Below are 2,036 nucleotides of genomic sequence, written 5' to 3' on the forward strand. Positions count from 1 at the left end.
CGCGCCGGGCAGCGGCGAGCCGACCGTCGGCGGGGGCCCGGCCGTCGGCAGGGAACCGACCGTCGGCGGCGCGCCGACCGTGGGCGGCGAACCTGCCGTCGGCGCGGACGGCGCCACCCGGGGCGACACCTGCCACCTCGACGTCGTCGACCGCTGGGGCAACATGGTCGCCGCCACCCCCAGCGGTGGCTGGCTCCAGTCCAACCCCGTCATCCCCGCGCTCGGCTTCCCGCTCGGCACCCGGCTCCAGATGGCCTGGCTGGACCCCGGCCTGCCGAACTCCCTGACCCCCGGCCGCCGCCCGCGCACCACCCTCACCCCGTCGCTCGCGCTGCGCGGCGACACCCCGGTCCTCGCGTTCGGCACACCGGGCGGCGACCAGCAGGACCAGTGGAGCCTGCACTTCTTCCTCCACGTCGCCCTGCGCGGCGACGCGGCCGTACGCTCCGGGCTCGACCTCCAAGGCGCCATCGACGCCCCCAACTGGCACCAGGAGAGCTTCCCCGGCTCCTTCCACCCCCGCGCGATGACGGCGGGCCGGGTCGTCGTGGAGCCGCGGATCGGCGAGCCCGCGCTGGCGGAACTGCGCCGCCGCGGCCACGACGTGGCGGTGGGCGAGGCATGGTCGGAGGGCCGGCTGTGCGCGGTGGCGCGCGACCCGGAGACGGGCGTCCTGCTGGCCGGAGCCAACCCCCGCGGCGCCCAGGGCTACGCGGTGGGCCGCTGAGCCGTGGCGCCGGGGGCTAGACCTCGGCCGAGTACCCCGCGTCTGCCGCGCGGAGTTTGGCGGCGCGTTCGACCGGGTCGTAGTCCGGGCCCACGCCCTCCAGGAGGACCACGTCCCCCTCGATGTGGTCCGTCCGCAGCGGCAGGATGTCCTGGTACGCGGGCGACGCGTACCACTCCCGGGCCCGCACCACGTCCGGGAACTCGATCAGGACCACGCTGCCCGGCCACGTCCCCTCCACCACCTCCACCGGGGCTCCGTGGATGACGAAGCGGGCGTGGTAGGGGTCGAGGGTGGCCTGGATGCGCTCCAGGTACTCGACGATGTCGGGGTGCGGACTACGGTCTCGCAGGTGGGCCAGGGCGTAGACGGTCATGGTTCCTCCCGGCGGATTCGCGGCGGCTGCCATGCGACGGCCGTTGGGGGACCACCCTCGCGCGGCCCCGGGGAACCGTCGATTACCCGGCACGTCATTGCGCCGCCTCAGTCCGTGAGGCCCAGGTCCTCGCGCATGATGCGCCGCATCTCCGACAGCCGCGGCTCGGCGTCCTTCAGTTCGAGCAGCGCGACCGCGGCGGTCTCGCCCTCCCGGGGGAGACCGCGGTCGATGCGCTTGGCCACCGCGTCGATACCGGCCAGGACGGTGTTCAGGTCGCGGGAGGCGGCGAGGACGCGTTCGGGGACGATCATCTGGGCCTCGGCGTACTGGTCCCGGTAGTCGCGCCGGGCCTCCTCCAGCCGGGCGCGGTCGTCGTCCGTGTAGACGCCGTCCCGGATGCGGTGCAGCGCGTCCTTGAGGAGGGTGTGGAACTGCCGGGAGGCGCGGTTCATGGCGGTGTAGGCGGCCCGGCGCTCCTCGAAACGGCGGCGGCGGTCCTCGGTGCGGACCTCCTCCGCGCGCTGACGCACCGTCAACCGCTGGTGCAGCAGGGGCGCGAAGAGCGTGCCGAGGACACCGACGACGGCAGTGATCATGGCAGCTATGACGGCGGACACCCCGCCGACGATATCGGCCGCCGAAAGGGGCCTCACCAGCGCCGGACCGGAGGAACTAAGGTGCGGTTCCATGGCAGCTTCGCCCTCCGGCGCGCGAGCGGAACGCGCCGACGACGTGCTCGCCCTCGCCCGGCTCGCCGCCCGGCGCGGGGCGGTACGGGCCATGCTCGACCAGCTCACCCGGCGCGCCGGGGGCCCTGCCATGCTCATCGGGACCGACGGCTCCGTGCTGGCCACGGCGGACGACCCGCCGCCCCCCGCGTCGCTGCGGCGGCTCGCCGCCGAGGCGGCCGTCGCGCTGCACCGCCGCGGC

Annotated in this window: 3 protein-coding genes and 1 pseudogene; 2 read left to right on the top strand and 2 right to left on the bottom strand. The window is 75.2% G+C overall.

Features of this window, described 5'->3' with window-relative positions:
* The coding region (locus EEJ42_RS31880) for a gamma-glutamyltransferase (RefSeq protein WP_246097530.1) at positions 1 to 727 on the top strand (727 nt) is incomplete at its 5' end.
* Positions 728 to 743: 16 nt separating this feature from the next.
* On the opposite strand, the gene EEJ42_RS31885 is transcribed toward EEJ42_RS31880, so the two are convergent.
* Complete coding sequence (locus tag EEJ42_RS31885) at positions 744 to 1,103, bottom strand: DUF1330 domain-containing protein (RefSeq protein ID WP_123105367.1); 360 nt, start codon at positions 1,101 to 1,103, stop codon at positions 744 to 746.
* Positions 1,104 to 1,210: 107 nt separating this feature from the next.
* Positions 1,211 to 1,723 carry a hypothetical protein gene (locus EEJ42_RS31890; protein WP_123105369.1) on the bottom strand — a complete coding sequence of 171 codons (513 nt, stop codon included), beginning with the start codon at positions 1,721 to 1,723 and terminating at the stop codon, positions 1,211 to 1,213.
* A gap of 70 nt (positions 1,724 to 1,793) precedes the next feature.
* On the opposite strand from EEJ42_RS31890, the pseudogene EEJ42_RS31895 reads away from it, so the two are divergent.
* Positions 1,794 to 2,036: pseudogene (locus tag EEJ42_RS31895) on the top strand (PucR family transcriptional regulator); the annotation flags it as partial.

The sequence above is a fragment of the Streptomyces botrytidirepellens genome, assembly GCF_003721215.1.
In the GTDB taxonomy this organism is placed as follows: domain Bacteria; phylum Actinomycetota; class Actinomycetes; order Streptomycetales; family Streptomycetaceae; genus Streptomyces; species Streptomyces himastatinicus.